This is a genomic window from Pseudomonas sp. C5pp (assembly GCF_000814065.1).
In the GTDB taxonomy this organism is placed as follows: Bacteria; Pseudomonadota; Gammaproteobacteria; order Pseudomonadales; family Pseudomonadaceae; genus Aquipseudomonas; species Aquipseudomonas asiatica.
The window spans coordinates 38,262-58,328 of the sequence record NZ_JWLN01000005.1; the positions used below are offsets into that span (position 1 = coordinate 38,262).

Here is a 20,067-nt window from a genome sequence, read left to right on the forward strand (position 1 = left end):
TTAACTAACCAGACGGTCAGGAAGTAACCATCCGGTTCATGTGCAACAATATAACACCGAAGTTGCTGGAATGTTCGACAGAATTACGCGTTCTATCAGAACCCGTTTGTTATCTTCCGGCAGGGTATGCAGAAGTATGAACATGACGATTGGGCAAGTAACCCTCAACGTAGCGCACCGTCTTTTCCAAAGTTCGCGTCATGTCGGGATGGGCCAACTGATACTTTCGTTCCAGTTGCTGGCTGTCACTCATGTCGAACCGCTGCGTCTGGATGAAGTTCAGTGACTCCGCGCTGATCGATAATCGGGTGGTCAGTCCTGGAATCGCCAACAGCCACTTCAGCAACCCTATGGGTACATGGCGGCGGGGGGGCTCTATATCCAGCGTTTGTGCCATTTGCTCAAGCATACCCTGCAGGTTCGGCGTGTGCTCATACAGCGCCAGGACCTGCCGGTTGACCATTGATGGGTCGAACGCCACGCAGGTCATCATCTTTACCAGGTAATCAACGCTGACCAGCGGCAACCAGTGCCTGGCGGAACCGGGGACAGCCTTGAACCGGCCCAGTGCCAGGTTTCTGATGAGGTCCACCAGAGGTTGACCTTCAGGGATATGCCCACTCTCGCTGTGACCACATACGGTAGCAGGATGAACGATCGAGTAATCTGCGCCTACCTCCTGCATGTAACGGATGACTGCGAAATGGGACTCCAGCTTGCTGCCTTCGTAGCCCCCGACACGGCCGTATACTGCAGGCCAATTGGTGTTTTCAGGGTGCGCGTTATCAACCCCGATACTTGCAAGATGGGTAACGTTCTGCAGCATATAACCGCCAGCCATCAGCAAGCGGATACGCTGGCTCGCCGCAAGCCTGGCGACCCTCAGCGCCCCTTGTACGTTGACTGCGCGGGCCTGTTCCATTGTAAGGCCCCAGGTAAACTGCGCCGCGAGGTGAAAGACCACGGCGGCCGAAGTTACGCATTGCCTGTCTGCTTCGCTGAGTCCAAGCCCATCCCTGCTGATGTCTCCTTCAACTGCGCTTAAATACGCGGGATTACCTCCCAGTTGGCCTACCTGCTCTTTGAGGCGTTCGATGTTTGCAGGGTTGCGCATGAGCACCCAGGTCTTGTGCCCTGTCGCGGTAAGATGGGCCAGCAGATGTTGACCCACAAACCCACTGCCGCCAGTGACGAAGCATTCCACGCTCATATCTGAATCCTTGTCTGGATGATCGGCGCAGGCTAAGGTGTAGAGCCTACTCTACAGTCAAGGAATTTTTATCGTGAATGTCGGAGAGTTGGAGCGCCGGAGTGGGGTGGGCCGCCATACATTGCGTTATTACGAGCAACTCGGGCTTATCGTGGCCCATCGCCAAGCCAACAATTACCGCAGCTACAGCGACCAGACCGTTGTTGACCTGGCCTTTATTCAAAGTGCCCAGAGCGGCGGTTTTTCGCTCGCCGAGATTGGCGACATCCTTGCGGCCAAGCGCGGTAACACGATCGATTGCGCCCAAGGCGCGATGTTGGTAGCCGGCAAGATGGCTGAAATTCAAGCGAAGATCAACACGCTGCAAGCCGCCTATGTCTTTCTGGATGCGGAGCGTGCAAAGCTGGAAGCCAGTGCCATTGCCAACGGTCTGACCATTCCTCGCCCTCTCTCGGTTTAGCATGGCTCGATGCTGTAGCTTGTTTATTCGCAATTATTTCTCATTTACACTTGTGTCTTGTTTTCGAGGCCTACCTCTTATCCAGGATGCATCGTGTCGTTCGATCCCGCCAAACCGTCGCTGCTGTCTACATTGGTCCGTCACTATGACGAGCTGGTGGACCACATTCGCCGACGCTTCGGCGACAGAAGCATGGCGCGCGATGTAGTGCATGACGTGTGTGTGCAGTTGCTTGAGCGCGGTGAGAAAGAAGACGTCAGAACCCCACTGGCCCTGCTACGAAAAATCTCCCACGACACCGCCGTGAGCCGCTATCGTAGCGATCGCCGCCGAGGCGCCTGGCTAGAGGCAATTTCCGAGCTGCCAGAGGTGGCCTGCCCGGCAGCCACCCCGGTGACCAGGTATGACAGCGCGCGCGAGTTTCAACTGCTCGTCGACGCTATCGCAGACCTCCCACCACGCTGCCAGGCTGTTTTCGTCATGCACAAGATTCACGAAATCCCCCAGGCAGAAGTCGCTGCGCGCCTCGGTATTTCCCTCAAGACTGTGGAAAAGCATCTGCGCCTGGGGTTGGCGGCGTGCAGGCAACGGCTTGGGCGCGATGAGGTGCATCCATGACCAAGCAGCCCGAACAGGCGCTATTGGACGAGGCACTGGGGCGACATCGTGAAGAGCTCAAGCAGCTGTTCCCCATGCCGCCGTCCAGGCCAGCGCCCTCCAAAGCGGTGAAGTCGGCCGGTATCACGTTAGCGGTTGCGATCGCCTTTGCGGCCCTGGCGTGGCTGAACCCAGCCTACAAGAGCGAGCGTTTCGCTACCGCCATTGGTGAGCGGCGCGCTGTGCTGCTGAGCGATGGAAGCAAGCTGCTGCTCGACAGTGGCACGCATGTCGATATCAGTTGGCGTCTGCTCAGCCGCGAAGTCGACCTGCGCGCAGGGCAGGCGCTTTTCGATGTGTCCTCGGCCGTGTACCGCCCCTTCGTAGTGTCCGCTGGCATGGCGAAAGTCGAGGTGCTCGGTACGCTGTTCAATGTCCGCCGGCTGGATAACGACGCGGTGCGTGTGACCCTGGCCCGTGGGCGCGTGGACGTCACCGCTGCTGCTGCAGCACAGGCGCCTGTCACCCTGAGGCCAGGGCAACAGGTCGACTCGATTGGCGGGCAACTGATGCCGGTTGCAAAGGCTGACGCCGCCAAGGCGATGGCATGGAAAGATGATCGCATCGTATTCGAGCAGACGCCGCTGGATGAAGCGGTGTCGTTGTTGCGCCACTATCGCAAGGCCCCCATCGAGCTGAGCGACCCAAGCCTGGCCGCACTCAAGGTGACGGGGGTGTTCGAAGCGCGCAATGTCGACCTGCTACTGGATCTGCTGCCCAGCATCCTGCCTGTCGCCGTGCTGCAGGTAGGGGACGGCAGCGTCCGGATTCAACGCAAACCGACAAGAAAATAATTCTCAGGCGCAGGTAGGGTTTCTCGATCCCCATGGCGGCTACTGAAAAAGCCCAACCACAAAAAGGAACTCGAGAAGTGCATTTTCCCCTCCGCAGTCGCCAGCTACGCCTGTCATTGCTTGCCAGTAGCCTGCTCATCGCAATGTCGGCCCAGGGCCGGGAAAAGGTGAACGTGGATCTCCCCGCCGCACCGCTGGGCGATGCCATCAACGCGCTCGCACAGCAGTCTTCGGTACAGATCATCTTCGCCAGCGACCTTGGTGCAGGCCGAAACGCGCCTGCGGTGAAGGGGCGGTTCACACCCGAGGAAGCACTTCAAACACTGCTAAAGGACAGTGGCTTGCAAGTACAGGCCAAGGATGAGCGCACGTTCGTCATCGTCGCGCAGGGTGCCCCTGCATCAAGTGCTGGAATCCAGAGCGGACCCGTGGAAATGGCCCAGACGGAAATCACCGCCTCGCGCACCAGCAGCAGCCTGGTTTCCGCGACGCGGCAATCCACCATTCTCGAGCATGAACAACTGCAGGAGCTGCGCCAGGGGTCAGAGAGCCTGGCTACGGTACTGGCCAAGGCGGTTCCCGGCATGTCCGACTCCAGCCGCACCGTCACCGAGTATGGCCAGACCCTGCGCGGGCGCAGCATGCTGGTCATGGTCGACGGGGTGCCGCTCAATACCAACCGCGACTCCTCGCGCAACCTGGCCAACATCGACCCGGCACTGATCGAACGGGTCGAAGTCATTCGTGGCAGCAGCGCCATCTACGGCAGCGGCGCCACGGGGGGCATCATCTCCATTACCACACGGCCCGCGGGTGGTGAAAACCGCGCCGAAACCAGCCTGAGCGCGACCTCGCCGCTGACCCGCCTTGGCAGCGATGGCCTGGGGGGGCAGTTCCAGCAATATTTCGCGGGCTCTCAGGGTGCGGTGGACTACTCGTTCGACTTCGGAACCCGCCATATCGGTGCCTCGTATGATGCGCACGGTGACCGGATCGCCCCGGAGCCAAGCCAAGGCGACCTGTTCGATTCGAACATCTACAACATTGGCGGCAAGCTGGGGCTGCACATTGACGAGAACCAGCGAGTGCAGCTTGCAGTCAGCCACTACGATGCCCGCCAGGACACCGATTACGCTACCGACCCAAGCGTCGCGAAACTCCCTGCAGGCTCTGTGCCGGCCAATGCGATCAAGGGCCTGGATCTTGACGAGCAGAACCGCATTCGCAACACGCTGGTGAACCTGGAGTATGAAAATCTCGACATCCTCGGGAGCCGGCTTTCTGCCCAGATGTACTACCGGGACTACTTCACACGCTTCACCCCGTTCGATGCCCGTGCCGTTGCTACCCGCGGCGGCAATGTTGACCAGATCATGCAAAACAGCGAAGTCTTCGGAAGCCGCCTGACCCTGCGCACGCCGATTGGCGACAGCGGCAGTACCGAACTGGTGTGGGGTGGTGACTATAACCAGGAGCGCAGCGACATGCCGCTCGATGTCTTCGACCCGGCGGCTTATGACGCCAGTGGCGGCCTGGTTTTCGACAAGACTGGCAAGCTCACCTACATGCCCCCGCTGAGGACGCGAAGCGCCGGTGCCTTCGCCCAGTTGCAGCATCGCTTCGATGAGCATTGGTCGGTCGACGGCGGCCTGCGCTACGAATACTCCACCGCCGAATTCGATGACTTCGTTCCGTTGTCCGAATCCACGTCTGCCTCCCCGGTGGCGGTGAAGGGTGGCGACATTCATTACGATGCGGTGCTGTCGAACCTGGGCATCGTCTACTCGCCGGTACTCGGCCAGGAAATCTACGCCTCCTTCAGCCAGGGCTTCCAGTTGCCCGACGTGGGCATCCAGCTGCGCAATGCGCGCCGTGGCTTCGATATCGGCGCATCGAACCTGGAGCCGGTCAAGACCAACAACTATGAGCTTGGCTGGCGAGGAGACCTGGGCAGCAACACCCTCGGCACCCTGGCGCTGTTCTACACCACCTCCAAACTGGGGGATGTGCAAAGTTTCAACAATGGCCTGATTCTGACCCGCACCAAGGAGCGTATCTACGGTGCTGAAGCCAGTGCCGATTGGCTGTCGGACGATGCTGTGTGGGGCGCAGGGGGGAGTGCAACCTGGATGCGCGGACGAGAAAAACCGGACGGTAAAGACTGGCAAGACATGACCGGCTATCGCGTTCCGCCGCTGAAGCTGACCGCCTACGTGCAATACAAGCCGACCCTGGATTGGAGCAACCGCTTGCAAGCCACGTTCTTCGATGCCAAGGACTACAGGCTCGATGGGGTGGACAGCTTTGGTCGACATCAGGTTAGCAGTTATACGACAGTCGACCTGGTCAGCCAGTACCAGATCTCCGCAGACGACAAGGTGAGCGTCGGCATCCAGAACCTGTTCAACCGCGACTACTACCCGCTCTACAGCCAGTTGCTGCGCAATAACAACAACACCAGCCACTTGCCGGCCCCCGGCACGGTATTGACTGCCAGTTACACGCACAATTGGTAAGGTAGTGAAAAACCACCGGGCTCGATGTCGGCCCCGGTGGTCATTGTCATGTTTCACACCAATAGCTGGCCTGTAGGGTAGGGAGTCTACGATGGAACGGTCTTGCACCACTTATTATCTGGAAATGGTCTCGGCATCCGAGCTGAAGGAAAAACCACAGCCTCACGAACTCCAGATCATTGAATGTGAAGTGCCTCAGGCGGAATTCAATCGGTTTCTGTACAAGCTGGTAGGCACACCTTGGGAGTGGGGCGATCTTGACACCTGGGGGATTTCTGACTGGCAGGCACTCGTCGAACAGGATTGCCACCGTACCTGGGTTGCCTATTACCGTGGTGCGATAGCCGGCTATTACGAGCTCTATCGCCCCGATGGCAGTAACGCAGAGATACGCTACTTCGGGCTGGCACCTCAATTCCTGGGGTGTGGCTTCGGCGGAGCGCTTCTGAGTCACGCTGTTCGAGCAGCGTGGGAGTGGAGCGGTACAGAGCGGGTGTGGGTACATACCTGCACCTTCGACCATCCTGCCGCGCTTCTAAATTATCAGGCGCGAGGGTTCCGTATTTTCAAGCAGGAGCAGGTGGTGGAGGCAAGCCAATAAGCCCTTTGTCCTGGAGCCGCATTTGTCTTTGCCAGATTTTGGATGTGGCTGACTATTTTAATTTATCGATATAAAATTCCATTTTTTCATTATTTATAGCAATAAATGTTCGCCAGTTGCCGAATTGGTGCTCAATAACGCAATCGAGGTAAGCCAGGTTCTGTGTAAATTGGATCCAATATTTTGGCTTGTCCATCACGGGCAAGTACAAGGTGTTACACAGGCCCAGGAGAAAGCCGCCATGATGCTCAAGGATCCATCAATCAAATATCGCCACTTCGCCACAGTCGACCTGCCAGACCGCCAGTGGCCCAATCAGGTCCAGAAGGTCGCTCCCACCTGGTGCAGCGTCGACATGCGGGACGGTAACCAGGCACTGATCGAGCCGATGAACGCCGAACGCAAGCGTCGATTCTTCGACCTTTTGGTGAAGGTCGGTTTCAAGCAGATCGAGGTTGGCTTCCCGGCAGCATCGCAAACCGATTTCGACTATGTGCGTGAATTGATCGAGAGCGGTCGGATCCCCGAAGATGTGACTATCCAGGTCATGACACAGGCCCGTACACACTTGATCGAGCGTACCTTCGAAGCGCTCAAGGGGGCGCCACGGGCCATCGTTCATGTGTACAACGCAACGGCTCCCGTATTTCGTGATGTGGTGTTCGGCGTGGATCGCGCAGGTTGCATCGGCATCGCCACGCAGGCTACCCGGGAGATCAAGGCGCTGATGCAGGCCAATCCGCAGACGCAGTGGACTTACCAGTATTCACCAGAAACCTTCTGCTTCACCGAGCTCGATTTTGGCCTGGAAATTTGCGAAGCGGTGATCGACGTATTCGAACCGTCTCCCACCAACAAGATGATCCTGAACCTGCCTACCACCGTGGAAGTTTCGACCGCCAACGTGTTCGCCGACCAGATCGAATGGTTCTGCCGCCACGTACGCAAGCGCGACAGCGTGATCATCAGTATCCACCCGCACAATGACCGTGGCACAGGTGTGTCTACCGCCGAGCAGGCCTGCCTGGCGGGCGCCGAGCGGGTCGAGGGCACCTTGTTCGGCAATGGTGAGCGCACCGGTAATGTCGATATCCTGACCTTGGCCATGAACCTCTACACCAGTGGCATCAGCCCGGAGCTGGATTTCTCTGACATCATCCATGTCCAGCGTGAGGTCGAGTTCTGCAACCAGTTGCCGACCCATCCTCGCCATCCCTATGCGGGAGAGCTGGTGTTCACGGCATTTTCCGGCTCTCACCAGGACGCAATCAAGAAGGGCTTCGCCCAACGGCGGAAAAACCCCGACGGTTTCTGGGAGGTGCCGTACCTGCCGATCGACCCGGCCGACATGGGGCGCAGCTATGAGGCAGTCATCCGGGTCAACAGCCAGTCGGGCAAGGGTGGTGTGGCCTATCTCCTGGAGCAGCAGGGTATCGTCCTGCCGCGCCGGTTACAGATGGAGTTCAGCGGCCTGGTGCAGCAGGTCGCCGATAGTGAAGGGAGGGAGATCACCAGCGAAATGATCTTGTCGTGCTTCACCAGAAACTACCTGGAGCAGGGTAATCCCTACGCCTTGCTGCACCCCATGGTCACCACTGACGAAGCCTGCACTTACCTTGACGCTCAACTGCTGGTCGAGGGTGAACGCCTGGCGTTCGTTGGCAAGGGTAATGGCCCAGTGGCCGCACTGGTCCATGCGTTCGCCCAGCAGGGGCTGGTCTTCGATATTGCCGATTACCACGAGCACGCCGTGCGTGATGGTGCTGAGGCCGAAGCCATTGCCTATATCGAAATACGTGTCAAGAACCAGTTGCTGTTTGGCGTGGGCAGGGACGGCAGCACACTCCAGGCATCACTCAAGGCTGTGGTGAGTGCTGTCTGCCGGGCCACGCGCCTGGGGCTGCTCGATACAGTGAAAAGCACGGTCGCCACGGCTTGAGGGATACTGGCTGGCGCTGCTCGGCGGTGTGGTGACCAATGCTGCTGCGGCCACGGCGGAAAAGGTGAAATGCCAGCGTTGTAACCCTGAACCGCTATTGACCTCGAGTTGACTCAAGGTTTTAGAGTGGCGTGGCGGCACACTCGCTGCTTGCGCAAACGAACTCGCAAGCACCAGAAATGGACACTCCGACTTCACAGCTGGTTTTCCAGTTTATCGGCTTCATCGCCTTGGGCCTGTCGAAGGCGATGACCGATCCAGTGAGGCCTGGAGCAGATCAGGGAAAGAGGAACAGCATGTGAAGACGATGATCATAGGCGCCAGCAGAGGGCTGGGGCGGGCTTTGCTCGAAGGCCTTGGCAAGCCCGGGGACACGCTGATTGGCGTATCACGCAAACAGCCGAAAGATCTGGCCCTTGCGCCGGGCATCGACCTGTACTGGATCGATGCCGACCTTTCCGAGCCAGTGGCGGCTGTAGCACGGATCGCGGACCGAACACCTGTCGATCTGGACGTACTGATATACAACGTCGGCATCTGGGAAGAGCATGCCTTCAGCGAGCACTATGCATTCTCCGAAGACAGCGATGAATCGATCACCCGGCTGGTCGAGGTGAACGTCACCGCCACGCTGCTTCTTCTCAAACGCCTGATACCCAGATTGCTCGGTGCTCCCCGGCCGCAGTTGATCCTCACCGGTTCGACTTCGGCTCTTCGCCAGAGCGGGCGCCCGGAGGTAGCGTTCGGTGCCTCCAAGTTCGCCCTCAACGGCATGGCTGATGCGCTACGCGAAGGCTTCAGGGATGACAACCTGGCGGTGACCGTGCTTCAGCTGGGTTACCTGAATACCGATGACGCCCTGTCCACGCCATTGGTGCAGGCTGCTGCGCGAGGTGAGCGGCGTTGGGTACCGGTACATGATGTGGTCACCATGGTCGATGCGTTGTTGCGCCTGTCAGGGGCTTCATTCGTACGGGAGTTGATCTTGCCCGCGATCGGGGATGAGCGCTTCTGACGCCACAACGGTCAGTCGCCCTGAGTCCGGATAGCAGCTGACGCGTACCAGGGCGCGACAGAATCGACATGCACGTGTTTCTGCTTCCTTGGCAAAAACGATGTATCGAAGGTACCGCTGAACGGTCAGTGGTTGCCAAACTGCGCACGATACCTCATGGGCGCCAACCCCACGGTCTTGCGAAATGCTGCCCGGAAACTTTCCGCCGAGGCGAACCCGCAGCGTTCGGCGATTTGCTCATTGCTCAATGGGCTGCTTTCCAGCAACTCACGCGCCACGTTCATGCGCACCTGAAGCAGCCAGGTTTTCGGCGTGATGCCTGTCGCTTCGATGAAGCGTCGCAGGAAGGTACGTTCGCTCATCAGTGCCTTCGCTGCCAGCTGCTTGACCGTAAGCGGCCTGCCCACATGCAAGGTCGCCCACTCCAGCACCGCGGCAAGATCATCGCGAGGCTTCTGGGCAACGGGTGCGGGGAAGAACTGTGTTTGCCCTCCGGAACGCTGGGGTGCCATAACCAGGCGGCGGGCAACGGTGTTGGCAACCTGGGTACCAAAGTCTCGACTCACCAGGTGCAGGCAGGCATCTATACCGGCAGCGCTGCCTGCCGAGGTAATCAGCTGGCCGCAGTCTACGTAAAGCACGCCAGGGTCAACTTCAATGAGTGGATAGCGTGCCGCGAGTTCGTCCGTATAGCGCCAATGGGTGGTGGCACGCTTGCCGTCCAGAAGGCCCGCAGCCGCGAGCACGAACACCCCCGAACAGATGGAAAGCAGCCGCGCCCCGCGTTGATACGCGGCGCGCAAGGCGTCCAGCAGCACCTGCGGCGGGCGCTCATCGCGGCTACGCCAGCCCGGAATGATAATGGTATGGGCATCAACGAGCGACTCCAAGCCGAACTCGGCAATGACCTGCATGCCACCTGCCGCGTGCATTGGTGCGGGATCGACGGCGACGATGCGATGCGTGTACCAGGCGAATTCGAACTCCGGGCGTGGCAGCCCGAAGATCTCCACGGCAATGCCGAACTCGAAGGTGCACAGCCCGTCATAGGCCAGCACGGCGACCAAACCAGGGTTCGTGAGCATTGGCGGAAAACTACCGGTGACTGTCGAGTGCGCCACTGTAGCGATACAGGCGGGCTTCCTACAATGGGCGCACTTTCAACCGAGGAGTGAAATCCATGCCAAGCCTGGTCAGCGAATATCCTGCCGCAAGCCCATCCGATGCCCTGCTTCATTTCAGCCGCCATCTGGCGTTCGAGACGGATTGTTCGGATGTTGAACGTAGCCAGCGGTCGGGTGATGTCGACTATGTGCTGGTAGATGTAAGGAGCAGCGAGGCGTTTGCGCAGGGCCATGTGCCGGGCGCGATCAATATTCCTGGCCGCACCATCAGCGCAGACCGCATGGCTGACTTTGCGCGCCAGACGCTTTTCGTTGTTTATTGCGCGGGGCCGCATTGCAATGGCGTACATCGGGCGGCGGTTCGTTTGGCTGAGCTGGGTTTTCCGGTGAAAGAAATGATTGGCGGGGTTACCGGCTGGCTTGACGAGGGGTTTTCGTTGGTTGGTGCGGACGTCGCTGCACAGGGTAACGGCGTTTCCTGTGCATGCTGAGTCGAGAGGGTACAGTTCGAGCGGCATCACCCGAGGACGTACCCAGCCTGATCGAGAAAAGGCGGCCCGAATGCAGCCGCATCGCCAAGATTTCCATCCACCATGAGGGTCTTATCCGAGCAGGACCAGGGAGACAACGCCCCGGTCCTGATTGCCGCTGTTACTGGAGGTGTAGCCTGATCGCCTGTGCAGCCTGGTCCATCGCACTTCGGGTGCCAGGGATTTCGCCGAGGACATTTAGTAGGCCGAAGTCGTGAATCATCCCGTTGTAGCGCACGGCGGTTACCGGAACACCGGCGGCATTCAACTTGCGGGCATAGGCTTCACCTTCATCACGCAGCACGTCCATTTCAGCAGTTTGTACCAGTGCCGGCGGTAAACCTTTCAGCTGATCCAGGCTGGCACGTAGCGGCGATGCGTGAATGTCGTCGCGCTGCTTCGAATCAGTGGTGTAGTTGTCCCAGAACCACTGCATCATGTTGCGTGTCAGGAAGTGCCCTTCGGCGAATTGGTTGTAGGAACTGTTGTTGAAGTTGGCATCAGTCACGGGCCACAGCAGTGCCTGGAAGCGCAGCTTCGGAGTTCCGGCTTCCTTCGCTTTGATGGCTACTACGGCAGCCATGTTGCCGCCGACGCTGTTGCCAGCCACAGCGAGGCGGCTGCCGTCGACACCAATCTCCTTGCCATGCTCGGCGACCCAGCGGGTGGCGGCGTAAGCCTGATTGATCGCTGTGGGGAACTTGGCCTCGGGCGATGGCGTGTAATCGACGTAGACCGCTGCCGCACGAGAGCCCACTACCAGATCGTGGATCAGTCGCTCGTGGGTCGGATAATCGCCCAACACCCATCCACCACCATGGAAGAACATGAACACCGGCAGGTCACCCTTAGCGCCCTCCGGCCGCACTACCCGGATTTCCAGCGGCTGGCCATCGGCCTGGATGGTACGGCGCTCGACCTGAATACCGGACAAGTCGACCTTCACGCTTGCCTGGGCGCCTGTCAGCACTGACCGGGCGTCTTTCGGCGACAAGGTCTCAAGCGGCTTGCCGCCGCCTGCAGCCAGAGCCTGAAGGAAGCCTTGGGTGGTGTGTTCCACGCCCGGGCTACCAGCGGCGAAGGCACTGTTGACAGCCAGAGCCAGCAGGCCGGCGGTGAGGGTACGGGGCAGTTTCATGATTGTGCTCCTAGGTGTGGGCAGGTGTTCAGTTCTGGTTGGCTGCAAAGTCCGGACGGATGTAGCTCACCTTCTGCTCCTCGCCGTGGCTGTCACGGTAGGTCAGAGTTGCAATGCTGTTTGGGCCGCCGTTGCTGGGTGTGGCCTCCACAGAGACGATTTTGTCGATATCCAGATCCATTCCGTAGTGATACGGAGTTGCGGTCTGCGCAAAAGCACCAACATTGGCGCCGAGCGTAAGGGTGACGATGGCGAATGCTTTGGTAATGGTCATGATCGTTCTCCGGTGTCTCGTAGGTGTGAGCGGTTGCTTCGTACTTGGGGTTAACTTTGCGCGATAATAGTTAGTGCGCAAAGTATATTTCCGCTATGGTCACGATTGAGTCAGTGCATCAGCGTCGGATAACCGCAGGCTCCGACAGCCAATGATGGGCGCCGTGCTTTGTCCTGGTAGCGCCATCAGAGAGCTCTCGCTGTCCGCCTGGTCGCGCTCATTCCAGGTACCACTGGGGCGCGCGCCTTTAATCGAAGAATTCACCTGATGGTGCTTGACCGGAGAGAACGATCGTTCTACATTGAATCCATGAGCAGACCAACGATAGATCACAGAGCCCAAATCCTGGCCACCGCCGAGAAACTCATCTACGAAAACGGGATTCATGCCACGGGCATGGACCTACTGGTGAAGACCTCTGGCGTGTCAAGGAAGGGTATCTACAACCATTTCGCTACCAAAGATGATGTCGCAGCTGCGGCCTTGAGCGCTCGCGACGTACGCTGGATGCAATGGTTCAGGACCGAATGCGACAAAGCGGCTACACCGTACGATCGAATACTGAGCATGTTTACTGTTTTGAAGGGCTGGTTCGAGACGGATGGTTTCCGCGGCTGTGCGTTCATTAACACGGCAGGCGAGGTAGGGGATCCCGATGACCCCATCCGCCAGATCGCAAAACTGCACAAGCAAAAGCTCTTGGACTATACGCTTGAACTGACTGAACAATTGAACACCGAGCAACCGTTGGTCTTAGCCAGGCAGTTATTTATTTTGATGGAAGGCGCAATCACCACGGCTCGTGTTATGGGTGATTATCACGCTGCTGATAATGCAAAGGAAGTTGCGCAGATGTTGCTGAAAGAGCTTGTATCCTAAAGCTTGAGCGTCAGAGACGCTACTCACACTTATCTATCCAACTAGGCTGGAGTCACTACCATGTCCAATGCCCAAACTCGCCCGCCACTTCCTCCTTTCACTCGCGAAACAGCGATTGAAAAAGTTCGACTTGCTGAAGATGGCTGGAACAGCCGCGACGCGGAAAAAGTCTCACTTGCCTACACGCTGGATACCAAATGGCGTAACCGCGCTGAGTTTGCTACCAACCGCGAAGAAGCTAAAGGGTTCCTTACCCGCAAGTGGAAAAAAGAGCTGGATTATCGCCTGATCAAAGAGCTCTGGGCGTTCACCGATAATCGCATCGCTGTCCGTTACGCTTACGAGTGGCATGATGATTCCGGTAACTGGTTCCGCTCCTACGGTAACGAGAACTGGGAATTTGAAGCTGATGGTCTGATGCACCGTCGCTTCGCCTGCATAAACGACATGCCTATCAAGGAAAGCGAGCGCAAGTTCCACTGGCCGCTGGGCCGCCGCCCAGATGATCATCCCGGGCTGACTGAGTTGGGGCTGTAACTCCGGCACCACTGTAAGTTCTTTCAAACTCAGGGTGCTCGGCTAGGCAGAACGAAATTTAAATTCGATTGCCTACACTGCAGGTAGAGTACGAACGCTTTTAGCATAAGCATAGTTCTTATGATATTCCACGGAAACATAGTTTCGAGGATGCGTGCGCCTGCACCTATAGCATCTCTATTAATTGCAATCGCCTCCATCAAGGCGCGGCAATAGAGTTTAATTTAATGCTGTCGTTAGCAACGCGATTCAACTTTCACAAATTGATAATTCAAGCGGCCTTGCTATAGGCCCGCGATCCACTGGCACTGGTTTACTCAATTATCCAATTAATCTGGAGGCACCACCATGTCCAATATCCACACTCGCCCACCACTTCCTCCTTTCACTCGCGAAACGGCGATTGAAAAAGTCCGACTGGCAGAAGATGGTTGGAACAGCCGCGACGCGGAGAAAGTTTCGCTCGCCTATACGCTGGATACCAAATGGCGTAACCGCGCTGAGTTTGCTACCAACCGCGAAGAAGCTAAAGGGTTCCTTACCCGCAAGTGGAAAAAAGAGCTGGATTATCGCCTGATCAAAGAGCTCTGGGCCTTTACCGATAACCGTATCGCCGTTCGTTACGCATACGAATGGCATGATGATTCCGGTAACTGGTTCCGCTCCTACGGCAACGAGAACTGGGAATTTGAAGCTGATGGCCTGATGCATCGTCGCTTCGCCTGCATAAACGACATGCCTATCAAGGAAAGCGAGCGTAAGTTTCACTGGCCACTGGGTCGCCGTCCGGATGACCACCCAGGTCTGACCGAGCTCGGCCTGTAAGTCACCGTCAACCTGATCCTTTTGTCTTAAAGGATCAGGTTTTTTTCGTTCAGAAGCGATTCGTCATCCCTATTGCGGTTTGTGATACACATCAGTGCGCCGTCGGCGGCTAGAAAGCCAATAGAGGGCTTTCCTATCCTTCCAGTCTCCGCTTCGTCGGTCAGGCAAAGCGTCATCGTTGCACTTTTCCTCTACCTTGGGCCCTGTTGCACACGCGCATCCTGCGGTCACGCAAAACCTCACTGATCAAGATCGCTGGATACTTCTTTAGCCAGCTCGAGGAAGACGCGCACCGCCGCGCTCAGAAAGGCGTCTTTGCGTCGCATTAGAACGGCTCGTCGCTCCAAGCGCTCCGGCTCCAACGTGATGGCCACCAGGTCGTCATGGGCCAACGCAATTCTGGCAGGCAATAAGGTCGAAAGATTCGTTCGGCGAACGATCTCGATCACTGCGCCTAGGGCATTGGCCTCCATCTGCACCTTAGGGTTAATCTCATATTTGCGGCAGTAGCGGTCGATTTGCTCGCGAGTGGCAAACTCTGTGCTGAGCAAGACTAAAGACTCAGCACTCAGGCCGTGCGAGGTAATGGAGCGTTCCTCGGCCAGGCGGTGTCTGCGGTTCATAACCAAAGCGAGCGTTTCGTTCAGCAAGGGGATGGCTTCGATGTCCGATGAATGTATTTCATCGAATGCGATCCCTACGTCCAACTCTCCCGCCAACAGCAGCTCCTCGATCCGTTCCTGGGAGATCTCTTTCAGGTTGACGGTGATCTTGGGGTATCTGAGGTGAAATGCCTCGATGAGTGGCCCCACCAGATAGCTCGTAAACGTCGGCGTTACGGCAACACGCAATGAGCCACGGCTGAGGTCGCTGACATCATGTATAGCCCTTTTGGCTTCCTGCAATTCCTGATGCGCACGGCGCGCATAGAGAAGATAGACATCCCCCGCGTCAGTCAAACGCGTCGTGCGGCCTGATCGGTCAAACAACTGGGCTCCCAGGCTCTCTTCCAAGTGCCTTACTTGCTGCGAAAGGGCCGGCTGAGAGACATGCAGCGCCGCTGCAGCTTTCGTGAAACTGAGGTGCTCCGCAACGGCTAGAAAGTACTGGATATGTCGAGCGAGCATGTCTAAGCCCATAAGATAATCGAATCCTACTTATAATAAATGAGACTTTTACCTTATGTCATGCACTGCTTAATCTTTGTCTCACACCCAGCGACATTGAGACAGCAACCATGAAAGCGATCATTGACGGATTTCTGAAGTTTCAAAAAAACGCTTTTCCTGAGCGGGTCAAACTGTTCAAGGACCTTGCCAATCAGCAGGCGCCGAAGGCTCTCTTCATCTCCTGCTCTGATAGCCGGCTGGTGCCTGAATTGGTCACCCAACGCGAGCCAGGCGATCTGTTTGTAATCCGCAACGCCGGCAATATCGTGCCGTCTTATGGGCCAGAGCCGGGTGGCGTTTCGGCTTCGGTCGAATACGCGGTCGCCGGACTCAACGTTGCAGACATCGTGATCTGCGGCCACTCCGACTGCGGCGCGATGACCGCCATCGCCACCTGCAAATGTCTGGATCACATGCCCGCTGTGGCCGGCTGGTTGCGGTACGCCGACTCGGCCAAGGTAGTTAATGAGGCCCGTCATCACGTGGATAACCGCAGCAAAGTCGCCTCCATGGTGCGCGAGAACGTGATCGCGCAACTGGCCAACATACAGACCCACCCATCCGTTCGCCTGGCTCTCGAAGAAGGCCGCGTGACCCTGCATGGCTGGATCTATGACATCGAGACCGGACGTATCGACGCCTTTGATGGCAGTACCGGCACCTTCGTGTCTCTCGCGGAAAACCCGGAAGTCCACGCCGTTTCCCAGCAAGCCAGGCACGTCGCCTGAAACCTGTACCTGCACCTTTACTTACCCAGGAGATTCACCATGATCCAGACTCAAGCCACCCGCACCGCCCGCCAGGAACTGACCGAAGTTATCATTCTGGCCAAGGCTCGCAAGGACCTGTCCTTTGCGCAGATCGTTGACGGTACCGGCCTGTCCGAGGCCTTTGTCACCGCTGCCTTGCTTGGCCAACATCCGCTGCCTGAAAGCGCCGCGAAGGTCGTAGGCGATAAGCTCGACCTCGATGCTGATCAAGTTGCACTGCTGCAATCGATGCCGATCCGCGGCAGCTTCTTCGACGGAGTGCCGAGCGACCCTACCATCTACCGCTTTTACGAAATGATCTCGGTGTATGGAACCACCCTCAAAGCTCTGGTCCACGAGAAGTTCGGCGACGGCATCATCAGTGCCATCAATTTCAAGCTGGACATCAAGAAGGTCGAAGATCCGGACGGTGGCCATCGCGCTGTGATCACTCTGGACGGCAAGTACCTGCCTACCAAGCCCTTCTGATGTAGCTCAGCCCGGCGCCTGACTGCGCCGGGCCACACCCAATCGTTTATGACGACCGAGCGCCGATTGGATGCTCAGGCCTTCTTACGCCCTCAGTACAGGTGATTACCATGAAACTGTTACTCGTTTTGTTCCTAGGCTGCCTTGGTTCTGTTGCTATGGCCGATGACCAAGGTAATCAAACTGCACAAATTACGGTTGAACCCTATCGCTACTCCCAGAACCTGGATATCGCGCACGTTGTGGCTGTTACGCCGGTGCCCAATGTCTGCGATGTTGTGCCGATGCAACTGACTTACGACGACTCCAAAGGCGAACGGCATATCATGGAGTACCGCATTGTGGGGAATGGGTGTTCTGACAACTGATGCGCCGTCCATACCCCCGCCTGACAGTGAGCTCCTGGGCATTAGGGGCGCTGCGATCGAAGCTTGATATTCTGCATGGAAGGGAGCCCACTCCGAAGATCGCTGTGGGCTCTCTGGCTTTCGACAGATGGAGATCCGCCCAAGCAAGCTACGAGCCTGCAATCTGACCAAGCTTCGCGTACGCGACATTGCTCATGGGGAGCACTGGCCTTGCAAACTGCTACGCGGAACCCTCGCTCGGCGTCCATGCTGATCGATACGTCGCAGCGAACATCCCGATGGTATTCGCGCGATGTCGCAGGATGATCAGTTTTTGATCTGGCGCAAAGTATTTACCCTCCATGCGTGTACTTTTTTTATTACCAAGACCTTTCCTCGCCACGCCGGAAATTTGCGCTCACCTTCACGTGTGTCAGTGTGTTTTTGATGAGTTTTTGTCTTTTTCATGCTTTCAAGGGAGCCCTATGAAAACCTCATATTTCGTGGCAGCGACAATCCTGGCCGCTTCTGCCATCGCATTTCATGCCAACGCGCAGACCCTTGAAAAGGTTGCCGATAGTAACAAAATCACCGTGTCTTACCGGGAGGCGTCGGTACCTTTCAGCTACTTGATTAGTCCCGGCAAAGCGGTCGGTTTCTCCGTCGATTTGACCGATGCCATCGTTGCTGATGTGCGTAGAAAGCTCAAGAAGCCGAACTTGGAAGTGGTTTACATTCCTGTGTCTTCGCAAACCCGCATTCCGTTACTGGTCAACGGCACATACGATCTGGAGTGCGGTTCCACCACTAACAACGCCGTGCGTGGGAAGGACGTGGCTTTTGCAATCAGCCATTTCTACACCGGCACACGCCTATTAACGAAGAAGACCTCCGGCATAAAGAGCTACGCCGATCTTGCAAGGAAGACTGTTGCCAGCACCGCCGGTAGCACGAACGAGAAGGTCCTCCGTCAATACAGTGCCGACCACAATCTAGACGTACAGGTCGTCTTGGGCAAAGACTATGATGACTCCTTGGCGCTGGTTGAGAATGATCGTGCCGTGGCGCTTGCCCTGGACGATGTCCTCCTGTTTGGCCTCATGGCGAACTCCAAAAATCCCGGCTCGCTCGAAGTCGTGGGTGATGCGCTGCAAGTAGAACCCTATGGCTGCATGCTTCGAAAAGATGATCCTGAATTCAAGGAATTGGTCGATGGCACCATAACCCGTCTCATGAAGTCGGGTGAATTCGCAAGGCTATACACCAAGTGGTTTCAATCACCGATTCCTCCAAAAGGGATGAATTTGAACATGCCGATGAGCGAACAGCTCAAAGCCAATCTCGAGGCGCGGAGTGACAAACCAGCGCTGTAAAGTTTGAGTGGTTGCGAACGTCTTCTTTGAAGCGAAAGCACCAAGGTCCGGAATTGGCCGCTAGCCGACCTCGGCTGACGGCCGCTTCGCGCCCCATCGCCTTCGACCCGGCAGATAGGCGGCACGCTATGCCCGTTGAACTGCGAACGACCTGGCGAAGCAGGGCAAGATGGCCTTCGATTTCGGAGCGCTCTGGTTCAAAGGCCAATTCATCCGCACAGGCCAGGCAAACGTGAAGGCCTGCAATCGCCGCCTGGCGCAGCTCATTCATCACGGGCGTGCCAAGCCTTCCCAGATAATTTCCCATCGCTTGACCCTTGCTGAAGCCCCCGACGCCTACAAGCATTTTGATGCGCGGGATGATGGCTGGACGAAGGTGGTGCTCAAGCCTGCTGCTTGATCCGTACACCGATGCTTCCAGGGAAGGAAGCTCGGCGAGCGAAGGATTCGCCGTGTGTGCTAACCGGCCCCTGTTTGAAACAAGCCCCGCACCACCTCCCTGATCCAGCGATTCCCGCTGTCTTGCTGGTACCGTGCGTGCCAGTGCTGCTTGACCGTGAAACCTTCCACTGCAAACGGGCAATCGTGCACGTGCAAACCATGCATGTCGGCGAGTGTCTGGCCGATGTGCCGTGGCAACGTAGCCACCAGGTCGGTCGACCCGACAATCATCCCCAACCCCAGAAACGCCGGCAGCTCCAGCATGATCCTGCGTTCGATGCCGGCCCGCGCCAGGCCAGCCTCCAGCAACTTCTGCCCGGTCCCGGCACTGATTTGTACATGCCCCTCGGCCTGGTAGCCCGCCACGCTCATGCCGTTGCTCAAACGCGGGTGTAGCGGGTTGCTCAGGCAGACCCAGTCCTGCTCGAACAACACTTGCTGATACATCCCCGCACCCAGCCAGGGCACGAAGCCGATGGCCAGGTCCGCCTCGCCCGACTCCAGCGCGCTCTCGGTATTGCCATCGATGCGTGCAGCTTCCAGGCGAATACCCGGCGCGTGGGTGCGCAGGTGGTTGAGGATGCTGGGCAGCAGGGTGATATGGCTGGCATCACTGACGCACAGGCGAAAGCGCCGCTGCGCCGTGGCCGGAACGAACTGCGGCTCCCAGGTAGTCAGGCGCCGCAGCGATTCCAGCACCTCGCGGCATGGCCCGATCAGCTGGTCTGCCCGCGGGGTTGGCGCCATGCCGCCTGGCGTACGCACGAACAGTGGGTCGTTCAACTCTTCACGCAAGCGCCCCAACCAGATGCTCACGGTAGGTTGGCTCTGGCCGAGCTGTTCAGCACTGCGGGTGACGCTGCGGCATTGGTACAGCACATCGAACAGTTGCAGCAGCTTGGGGTCGGGCAAAGCGTCGAGCGCACTCATTATTGCGAAATCCAATAAGTGTATTGAGTCCATTGTATAGCCGAAATAAGGCTCGCTGCATAAGGTAGTC

At 57.6% G+C, this 20,067-nt stretch carries 21 protein-coding genes and 1 pseudogene; 16 read left to right on the forward strand and 6 right to left on the reverse strand.

Going from position 1 to position 20,067, the window contains the following annotated elements:
- Positions 1-109 precede the first annotated feature (109 nt).
- A complete protein-coding gene (locus RR51_RS05510; protein ID WP_039612847.1) occupies positions 110-1,210 on the reverse strand; it encodes an SDR family oxidoreductase in 1,101 nt (366 codons plus the stop codon).
- A 73-nt stretch (positions 1,211-1,283) separates the two neighbouring features.
- On the opposite strand from RR51_RS05510, the gene RR51_RS05515 reads away from it, so the two are divergent.
- From RR51_RS05515 to RR51_RS05545, 7 genes are all read left to right on the forward strand, one after another.
- Positions 1,284-1,670, forward strand: coding sequence for a MerR family transcriptional regulator (locus RR51_RS05515; protein WP_023660557.1), 387 nt, complete (start codon positions 1,284-1,286; stop codon positions 1,668-1,670).
- A 93-nt stretch (positions 1,671-1,763) separates the two neighbouring features.
- Entirely contained in the window at positions 1,764-2,288 is a 525-nt protein-coding gene (locus RR51_RS05520) for an RNA polymerase sigma factor (RefSeq protein ID WP_039612848.1), read from the forward strand.
- A complete protein-coding gene (locus RR51_RS05525; RefSeq protein WP_039612849.1) occupies positions 2,285-3,121 on the forward strand; it encodes a FecR family protein in 837 nt (278 codons plus the stop codon). Before RR51_RS05520 ends, RR51_RS05525 begins: the two co-directional genes overlap by 4 nt.
- A gap of 77 nt (positions 3,122-3,198) precedes the next feature.
- Positions 3,199-5,637: a TonB-dependent siderophore receptor gene (locus tag RR51_RS05530; RefSeq protein WP_039612850.1), complete on the forward strand. Its 2,439-nt coding sequence runs from the start codon at positions 3,199-3,201 to the stop codon at positions 5,635-5,637.
- A 91-nt stretch (positions 5,638-5,728) separates the two neighbouring features.
- The gene (locus RR51_RS05535; RefSeq protein WP_023660559.1) at positions 5,729-6,238 is read left to right on the forward strand and encodes a GNAT family N-acetyltransferase; all 510 of its coding nucleotides are present in this window, start codon (positions 5,729-5,731) and stop codon (positions 6,236-6,238) included.
- Between the two features lie 241 nt (positions 6,239-6,479).
- Positions 6,480-8,177: a 2-isopropylmalate synthase gene (leuA, locus tag RR51_RS05540; protein ID WP_039612851.1), complete on the forward strand. Its 1,698-nt coding sequence runs from the start codon at positions 6,480-6,482 to the stop codon at positions 8,175-8,177.
- A 298-nt stretch (positions 8,178-8,475) separates the two neighbouring features.
- Entirely contained in the window at positions 8,476-9,192 is a 717-nt protein-coding gene (locus tag RR51_RS05545; RefSeq protein WP_039612852.1) for an SDR family NAD(P)-dependent oxidoreductase, read from the forward strand.
- A gap of 125 nt (positions 9,193-9,317) precedes the next feature.
- Here RR51_RS05545 and ftrA read toward each other — a convergent pair whose 3' ends face one another.
- Entirely contained in the window at positions 9,318-10,277 is a 960-nt protein-coding gene (ftrA, locus tag RR51_RS05550) for a transcriptional regulator FtrA (RefSeq protein WP_039612853.1), read from the reverse strand.
- Between the two features lie 95 nt (positions 10,278-10,372).
- Between ftrA and RR51_RS05555 the strand changes: the two genes are divergently transcribed.
- Positions 10,373-10,807 carry a rhodanese-like domain-containing protein gene (locus RR51_RS05555; protein WP_039612854.1) on the forward strand — a complete coding sequence of 145 codons (435 nt, stop codon included), beginning with the start codon at positions 10,373-10,375 and terminating at the stop codon, positions 10,805-10,807.
- Positions 10,808-10,967: 160 nt separating this feature from the next.
- Here the strand turns inward: RR51_RS05555 and RR51_RS05560 are convergent, their stop codons facing one another.
- Entirely contained in the window at positions 10,968-11,984 is a 1,017-nt protein-coding gene (locus RR51_RS05560) for an alpha/beta hydrolase (protein ID WP_039612855.1), read from the reverse strand.
- A 28-nt stretch (positions 11,985-12,012) separates the two neighbouring features.
- Positions 12,013-12,258, reverse strand: a complete 246-nt coding sequence (locus RR51_RS05565) for a DUF2790 domain-containing protein (protein WP_003256777.1) — start codon at positions 12,256-12,258, stop codon at positions 12,013-12,015.
- Between the two features lie 309 nt (positions 12,259-12,567).
- Here RR51_RS05565 and RR51_RS05570 point away from each other — a divergent pair, with 309 nt between their 5' ends.
- The 3 genes from RR51_RS05570 (at position 12,568) to RR51_RS05580 (ending at position 14,499) form a co-directional block, all read left to right on the forward strand.
- Positions 12,568-13,137 carry a TetR/AcrR family transcriptional regulator gene (locus RR51_RS05570; protein ID WP_039612967.1) on the forward strand — a complete coding sequence of 190 codons (570 nt, stop codon included), beginning with the start codon at positions 12,568-12,570 and terminating at the stop codon, positions 13,135-13,137.
- A gap of 60 nt (positions 13,138-13,197) precedes the next feature.
- Positions 13,198-13,674, forward strand: coding sequence for a nuclear transport factor 2 family protein (locus RR51_RS05575; RefSeq protein ID WP_023660567.1), 477 nt, complete (start codon positions 13,198-13,200; stop codon positions 13,672-13,674).
- Positions 13,675-14,022: 348 nt separating this feature from the next.
- Complete coding sequence (locus RR51_RS05580; protein WP_039612856.1) at positions 14,023-14,499, forward strand: nuclear transport factor 2 family protein; 477 nt, start codon at positions 14,023-14,025, stop codon at positions 14,497-14,499.
- 239 nt (positions 14,500-14,738) lie between these two features.
- Here the strand turns inward: RR51_RS05580 and cynR are convergent, their stop codons facing one another.
- Positions 14,739-15,626: a transcriptional regulator CynR gene (gene cynR, locus RR51_RS05585; RefSeq protein WP_031324220.1), complete on the reverse strand. Its 888-nt coding sequence runs from the start codon at positions 15,624-15,626 to the stop codon at positions 14,739-14,741.
- 110 nt (positions 15,627-15,736) lie between these two features.
- Here cynR and RR51_RS05590 point away from each other — a divergent pair, with 110 nt between their 5' ends.
- The 5 genes and pseudogenes from RR51_RS05590 to RR51_RS05610 form a co-directional block, all read left to right on the forward strand.
- Positions 15,737-16,396, forward strand: coding sequence for a carbonic anhydrase (locus RR51_RS05590; protein ID WP_039612857.1), 660 nt, complete (start codon positions 15,737-15,739; stop codon positions 16,394-16,396).
- A gap of 39 nt (positions 16,397-16,435) precedes the next feature.
- Positions 16,436-16,906, forward strand: a complete 471-nt coding sequence (gene cynS / locus RR51_RS05595; RefSeq protein ID WP_003256785.1) for a cyanase — start codon at positions 16,436-16,438, stop codon at positions 16,904-16,906.
- Between the two features lie 110 nt (positions 16,907-17,016).
- A complete protein-coding gene (locus RR51_RS05600; protein ID WP_039612858.1) occupies positions 17,017-17,274 on the forward strand; it encodes a DUF2790 domain-containing protein in 258 nt (85 codons plus the stop codon).
- 464 nt (positions 17,275-17,738) lie between these two features.
- Positions 17,739-18,626, forward strand: a complete 888-nt coding sequence (locus RR51_RS05605; RefSeq protein ID WP_039612859.1) for a transporter substrate-binding domain-containing protein — start codon at positions 17,739-17,741, stop codon at positions 18,624-18,626.
- Positions 18,627-18,771: 145 nt separating this feature from the next.
- Positions 18,772-19,026: pseudogene (locus RR51_RS05610) on the forward strand (aldehyde dehydrogenase); the annotation flags it as partial.
- A 59-nt stretch (positions 19,027-19,085) separates the two neighbouring features.
- Here the strand turns inward: RR51_RS05610 and RR51_RS05615 are convergent.
- Positions 19,086-19,997 carry a LysR family transcriptional regulator gene (locus tag RR51_RS05615; protein WP_015270098.1) on the reverse strand — a complete coding sequence of 304 codons (912 nt, stop codon included), beginning with the start codon at positions 19,995-19,997 and terminating at the stop codon, positions 19,086-19,088.
- Between the last annotated feature and the right edge of the window lie 70 nt (positions 19,998-20,067).

Coding starts and splice junctions, on each gene's coding strand:
- RR51_RS05510 (WP_039612847.1), bottom strand. CDS start 1,210: ATGAGCGTGGAATGCTTCGTCACTGGCGGCAGTGGGTTTGTGGGTCAA.
- RR51_RS05525 (WP_039612849.1), top strand. CDS start 2,285: ATGACCAAGCAGCCCGAACAGGCGCTATTGGACGAGGCACTGGGGCGA.
- RR51_RS05535 (WP_023660559.1), top strand. CDS start 5,729: ATGGAACGGTCTTGCACCACTTATTATCTGGAAATGGTCTCGGCATCC.
- leuA (WP_039612851.1), top strand. CDS start 6,480: ATGATGCTCAAGGATCCATCAATCAAATATCGCCACTTCGCCACAGTC.
- ftrA (WP_039612853.1), bottom strand. CDS start 10,277: ATGCTCACGAACCCTGGTTTGGTCGCCGTGCTGGCCTATGACGGGCTG.
- RR51_RS05555 (WP_039612854.1), top strand. CDS start 10,373: ATGCCAAGCCTGGTCAGCGAATATCCTGCCGCAAGCCCATCCGATGCC.
- RR51_RS05560 (WP_039612855.1), bottom strand. CDS start 11,984: ATGAAACTGCCCCGTACCCTCACCGCCGGCCTGCTGGCTCTGGCTGTC.
- RR51_RS05565 (WP_003256777.1), bottom strand. CDS start 12,258: ATGACCATTACCAAAGCATTCGCCATCGTCACCCTTACGCTCGGCGCC.
- RR51_RS05570 (WP_039612967.1), top strand. CDS start 12,568: ATGAGCAGACCAACGATAGATCACAGAGCCCAAATCCTGGCCACCGCC.
- RR51_RS05575 (WP_023660567.1), top strand. CDS start 13,198: ATGTCCAATGCCCAAACTCGCCCGCCACTTCCTCCTTTCACTCGCGAA.
- RR51_RS05580 (WP_039612856.1), top strand. CDS start 14,023: ATGTCCAATATCCACACTCGCCCACCACTTCCTCCTTTCACTCGCGAA.
- cynR (WP_031324220.1), bottom strand. CDS start 15,626: ATGCTCGCTCGACATATCCAGTACTTTCTAGCCGTTGCGGAGCACCTC.
- RR51_RS05590 (WP_039612857.1), top strand. CDS start 15,737: ATGAAAGCGATCATTGACGGATTTCTGAAGTTTCAAAAAAACGCTTTT.
- cynS (WP_003256785.1), top strand. CDS start 16,436: ATGATCCAGACTCAAGCCACCCGCACCGCCCGCCAGGAACTGACCGAA.
- RR51_RS05600 (WP_039612858.1), top strand. CDS start 17,017: ATGAAACTGTTACTCGTTTTGTTCCTAGGCTGCCTTGGTTCTGTTGCT.
- RR51_RS05605 (WP_039612859.1), top strand. CDS start 17,739: ATGAAAACCTCATATTTCGTGGCAGCGACAATCCTGGCCGCTTCTGCC.
- RR51_RS05615 (WP_015270098.1), bottom strand. CDS start 19,997: ATGAGTGCGCTCGACGCTTTGCCCGACCCCAAGCTGCTGCAACTGTTC.